5 protein-coding genes are annotated in these 5068 nt (G+C 73.4%); 2 read left to right on the plus strand and 3 right to left on the minus strand.

Annotation, left to right across the window (positions count from 1 at the left end; translation table 11 throughout):
• Both ACWGL3_RS30835 and ACWGL3_RS30840 read left to right on the plus strand, forming a co-directional pair.
• A partial coding sequence (locus ACWGL3_RS30835; protein WP_452462100.1) for a hypothetical protein occupies window positions 1-181 on the plus strand: 181 nt, incomplete at its 5' end.
• Window positions 178-831 carry a DUF6518 family protein gene (locus tag ACWGL3_RS30840; RefSeq protein ID WP_267949859.1) on the plus strand — a complete coding sequence of 218 codons (654 nt, stop codon included), beginning with the start codon at window positions 178-180 and terminating at the stop codon, window positions 829-831. The genes ACWGL3_RS30835 and ACWGL3_RS30840, both read left to right, overlap by 4 nt.
• 124 nt (window positions 832-955) lie before the next feature.
• Here ACWGL3_RS30840 and ACWGL3_RS30845 read toward each other — a convergent pair whose 3' ends face one another.
• From ACWGL3_RS30845 to ACWGL3_RS30855, 3 genes are read right to left on the minus strand one after another with little or no spacing between them, the layout of a single operon-like run.
• On the minus strand, window positions 956-1762 hold the full coding sequence (locus ACWGL3_RS30845; protein WP_267949858.1) for an ABC transporter permease: 807 nt from the start codon (window positions 1760-1762) through the stop codon (window positions 956-958).
• The gene (locus ACWGL3_RS30850) at window positions 1759-2439 is read right to left on the minus strand and encodes an ABC transporter ATP-binding protein (protein WP_452462101.1); all 681 of its coding nucleotides are present in this window, start codon (window positions 2437-2439) and stop codon (window positions 1759-1761) included. Before ACWGL3_RS30850 ends, ACWGL3_RS30845 begins: the two co-directional genes overlap by 4 nt.
• 2 nt (window positions 2440-2441) lie before the next feature.
• A complete protein-coding gene (locus ACWGL3_RS30855; protein ID WP_452462102.1) occupies window positions 2442-4682 on the minus strand; it encodes a polyprenyl synthetase family protein in 2241 nt (746 codons plus the stop codon).
• Window positions 4683-5068 lie beyond the last annotated feature (386 nt).

A 5068-nucleotide genomic window follows, 5' to 3' on the forward strand; every position in this document is an offset into this window, starting at 1 on the left:
GGGTGTCGGCGCCCGCCCCCTCCCCGACGGGGGCGGGGACAGGGACGGAGCGGAGGCGGACGGGGACGCGAGCGCGGACCTGCGCCGGGGCCGCCACCGCGAGGGGCCCGGGCGGCGTCATGAATTCGTTGCCCCCGCCGCCGAACCCGGCGGGCCCGGAGAGGCGATGACGCAGGCATGAGCGCCTCTACGACGACCCCGCACCCGACACCCCCCGGCCTCGCCGCCTCCGTGGGCGCCCTCGCCGCGGCCGCGCTCGGCGGGCTGGCCATCGGCGCGCTGACCTCCTTCAGCCAGGGATGGCTGCCCTTCCACCTGAACTCCCTGAGCAACTCCAGCGGTTCCTGGAGCGTGGCGGCGTTCCTCCTCGCCCTGCTGCCCCGGCGCCGGTGGGCGGCCGTGGCCGCCGCCGCGGCGGCGCTGGCGTGCATGATGCTCGGCTACGACCTGGCCTCGGTCCTGCGCGGCTACCACGCCTCGGCTGGCACCACGGCCTTCTGGCTCACCGCGGCCGTCCTGGTGGGCCCCTTCCTCGGCCTGACGGCCCACTCCCTGCGCTTTCGCACCGGCTTCGCCCCCTGGGGCACGGGCATGCTCAGCGGTGTGCTCATCGGCGAGGGGGTCTACGGGCACCTCGTGGTCGCCGAGACCACCTCGGTGGCCTACTGGAGCGCGTCCGTCGCCGCGGGCCTGGCCTTCCTGGTGTGGGCGTGCGCGCGGCGCTTTCCCGCGCGGCGCCCGGTCCTGACCTCGGTGGCCGTCACCGCGGTCGTCGGCGGCGCGTTCGTCGCCGTCTACGGCATGAACCCGATCCAGTGGTTCTGGTTCTGACCGGGCCCGGGCCGTGTTCCGCGGACCGTCCAGGTCCTGCGGCCGCCGGGAGGGGGCCGCCCCTCCCGGTGGCCGCGGGACCTGCCCCGGGGGCGCCGCGCACGGCGGTTCGGCGGGGCGTCCCTCATCCCCGCCGCGGAACACCCCTGCGCATCCCGGCCAGGGGCGAGCGGCGGTCACGGGTGCGCATCCACAGCACCGTCCCTGCCACCACCACCGCACACACGAACCACAGCGGCCCCAGCGCCATGTGGGCCCACGGGACGTCCTCCACGAACCCCGCCGCCGTTCCCGACTGCATGGTCCCGTAGGCGGGCAGGTAGCGCACGACGTCGCTGTCGGCGGCGGGGTTGGCCACCGGGTTCTGGAGCCCCATGTCGATGATGCTGAGCATGATGACGACGAACATGCCCTCCAGCTCCCCGCGCAGGGCCACCCCGAGGGCGATCCCGATCCCGCCGAACGCGAGCGCGGCCCCGCACAGCGCCATCCACAGCGCCACCGGCCGCTCGGGGGTCCAGTACACGGCCGTCACCGCCGTGGCGTAGGCGCACACCGCCGCCGTGGCCAGGACCAGCGCCGTGAGCTTGCCCGCCAGCAGGTGACTGCGGGGATAGCCCGCCAGGACCAGCCGCTGGTCGAAGCCCACCGACCGGAACGTCACGATGAACATCATGAAGCCGACGATGAGCGTGACGGCGTTGACGGCCCCCGAGATCTGGCTGATGTGGTTGCCGTTCACCGTCAGGTGCTCGCCGCTGGCGCGCAGCAGGAACGTGACGTCGCCGTCGGCGATCACCAGGTGGACCAGGGTGATCCACAGCGGCACGAAGCCCAGCACGAGCACGAGGGCCAGGCGGTTGCGCAGGTGCTCGGTGACCGCGAACACCGTCGCGGTCCGGTAGCGGTCCCAGGCCCGACGCGCGTTCACCGCCCCTCCCCCGCTCCTGTGGACGCCGGTACCGGTCGGCCCTGTTCCAGTCGCCACAGGCGGTCGAAGCGGGTCGTGTCGAAGGCGATGTGGGAGACCACCAGTACCGACCGGCCCCGGTCGCGCAGGCGGGCGGACAGCTCCCAGAAGCGTTCGTAGGTCTCCCAGTCGAAGCCCTGGTAGGGCTCGTCGAGGAGCAGCAGGGGCGGATCGTGCATGAGGGCCAGGGTGAGGTTGAGCTTCTGCCGGGTCCCCCCGCTGAGGGAGCCCACACGGTGGCGCCGGTACCCGACGAACGACAGGAGGTCCATGAGCTCGTGGGCCAGCGCCAGGTCCGGCAGGTCGTAGGCGACCTGGAAGAACCGCAGGTGCTGTTCCACGGTGAAGGACGGGTTGAGGACCGTGTGCTGGGGGCAGTACCCCAGCCGCCCGGCGTAGGCCACCTCCCCCCGGTCGGGCGACAGCTGTCCGGCGAGGATGCGCAGGAGGGTGGACTTGCCGGCGCCGTTCTCGCCGACCACGCCGCCCAGACACCCCGGGGGCAGCTCCAGGTCGGCGCCGCGGAGTACGCGGTGGTGGCCGTAGGCCTTGTGGACGCCACGGACGCTCAGCGTGGACGTGGCGGGCGCGGGCGTGCCGGCCGTCCCCTGCGGGCTCGGTGACGCGGAACGTACCATGCTCAGCACTCCGCGTTCCGGTGGACGGCCCAGGTTCCCAGGGCGTGGAGGCCCAGCGCCGACCAGTTCCGGGGCAGGTCCCCCCGCAACCGCCCCCAGCCCTCGTCGACCAGCGCGCGGCACTCGTCCTCGCAGGCCCGCACCGCGCCGCAGGCGATGAGCTCGTCGGCGATCTCCGCGGCCTCCGCCTCGTCCGCCACGCCTGTCCGCACGCGTTCCCAGATCACGCGTACGCGGTCGGGGGGCAGGAGGGCGACGGCGTGGGCCAGGGGCATCGTCACCTTGCCCTCCCGCAGGTCCTCGGCCCGGAGTTTGGTGGACGTCAGCGCTCCGGAGGGGTCGCGCACGGTGACCCCCCTCAGGTCCAGCATGTCGTCTCCGATCTGGAAGGCCAGGCCGACCTTCTCCCCGTAGACGCGGACGCCCCGGAGCTGCTCCTCGGAGGCACCGGACAGGAGCGCGGCGATCTCGGCCAGGCTGCGTATGGGCAGGGCTGTCTTGAGGAGGTGGGCGGTGCGGATCCGGCTCAGGAGGGGGCCGGCCTCACCGGTGCGCACGGCCTCGTCCATCGCGGCGGCGTGGCCGGTGATGTCCAGTGCCTGGCCCGCGTGCCCGGCGCGCATGATGCCCATGACGATCCGGTACACGGCCAGGAGCAGGCGGTCGTCCCCGCGCACGAGCGGGGGGAGGACCTGGTCGACGAGGAAGTAGGCGTGCGTCCCGGCGTTGATCGTCAACGCGTCCCCGAACACCGTGTGGGCGGCGGGCCGCCCCCTGCGCATGGGCGAGCGGTCCTGGATGTCGTCGATCATGAGGTTGCCCGTCTGGAGTGCCTCGATGACCGCGAGCATGGGCCGGAGCCGTTGGGGGTCTCCTCCGTACAGGTCCACGATCTGCAACCACAGGTAGGTCCGCATGCCCTTGCCCGCGCCGTCCGTGGTGTGGCGGAGGGGGCGGACGAGCGCGGCGTGCAGGTCGTCCGCCGTCGAGGCGTCGAGCACCCCGGGGCGCTCCTCCAGACCCGCGAGTGCGGTGAGGGCGTCCCGGTCCGGGCGGTCGGGGTAGACGCTCCTCAGTTCCTCCCTCACCACGGCCTCTATACCGCGCATGTGGGGCTCGAAGCGCGTGATCCTGCCGGCCGGGCGGGATTCCAGGTGTCCGCGTCCGCGGACGGGCACACCGCCCCGGACGCCCTCGACGTCGGCGTGGGCCACGAGGGTGCCGGTGCCGTGGAGGAGGGCGCGGGACTCCTGGGAGGGGGACCACGCCCGCACCCACAGGCGCAGACCGCCGTGGGCCTCGATCAACCACTCGGTGACGTGGACGCGCAGGCTGGCCAGGGAGGTCCAGGTCGCGGCGTCGGTCACGCTCGCCCGCACCGTCGTGCAACCCCCCTCCGGCGAGTGCAGCAGGACCTCCACCGGCTCGGTGCGGGTCCGCCCCGTGAGGGCGTCCACCCGGCCGCGCCGCGTGGCGGTGACGGTCCATCCGTCGTCCAGGCGCGCCACGGCACGGGTCCACACGGGTTCGCTGTCCGGGACCGGTCCGGCCGCGTCGCGGGGAGCGTCCGGCAGGACGCGCTCGTACCAGCCCGTACCGTGGACGGGCCGCTCCCCGTCGGCATCGGTCCGGGTCCCCTCCACGACGACACGCGGCACGACCCGGGACGGCCGCGCCGAGGGGAGGCCGTCCACGGCCGTGTGGGGGGACGCGGGCGCCGCGGGGGTGAGACGCAGGCGCCAGGAGCCCTCGTCGCCGCGCAGGTCGAGGAGGAGGCGGTCCCCGTCCGCGCGCAGGCGGACGACACCGCCGTAGTCGAGGTCGAGGCCGCCCCCGCCCGCCACCACGGGCCCGGGCAGCTCGCGGTCGGGGTACAGCCCGTCGCCGGGCTTGAGGAGGTCCAGCATCGCGGCGCGCACGCTGCGGTCCAGGAAGGGGTCGTTCTCGGCCGCGGCGCGCGCCAGGTCGAGGAACCCGGTGTCCGTCCAGGAGGCGTCGGCACGGTGGCCCGTCCCCCGGTCGCGGACGTGCCAGGTGGCGGCGTGGGCGTGGGTGGGGCGGCCGTCCGCGTCCTCGACCCCGTACCGGGCCACATGGACGGTGAGGCCGACGGTGGCGCCGCCGTCGTCGATCCAGGTGACGAACCGCCAGTAGCCCTCGTCATGGTCCGTCGCCGGCGGGGTGCGCGCGGCGGCGCCGGCGCTCGCCCGCCGGTCCGTGTCGTCCTCGGGCGTCGTCGCCATGCTCACACGTCTCTCCTCACGGAAGAAGGTCGACAGACCGCTGCTGTTTTCCGAACGGACCGTTCTCCCGAAGGGGGCACAGGGCACGGGAACAGAAACCATCCCGTGCCCGACACCCTGAAATACGGCCCACCGGCGAATCTATCGCGCCGGAGGACTTTTCTTTCCGTTTCCCCCGGAACGGCCCTCCGAACTGCGTTATCCGGCACGACAAAACACCGACGAGGGAGCAACGAGTGGAACAACTTCTTCTATTTCACAAAAGGGATTTTCGACTCAGGCGCCTTCGGAAATGACTTTGTCCTGATCTTTCGCCGCGGTCGTCGGAAGGAGCACGGGGGACACGGACGCGGGCGCGGGCGTGCCCTCGGGGGCGGGTCCGGTCC

It is taken from the genome of Nocardiopsis sp. NPDC055824 (assembly GCF_053616335.1).

Coding starts and splice junctions, on each gene's coding strand:
- ACWGL3_RS30855 (WP_452462102.1), bottom strand. CDS start 4,682: ATGGCGACGACGCCCGAGGACGACACGGACCGGCGGGCGAGCGCCGGC.
- ACWGL3_RS30850 (WP_452462101.1), bottom strand. CDS start 2,439: ATGGTACGTTCCGCGTCACCGAGCCCGCAGGGGACGGCCGGCACGCCC.
- ACWGL3_RS30840 (WP_267949859.1), top strand. CDS start 178: ATGAGCGCCTCTACGACGACCCCGCACCCGACACCCCCCGGCCTCGCC.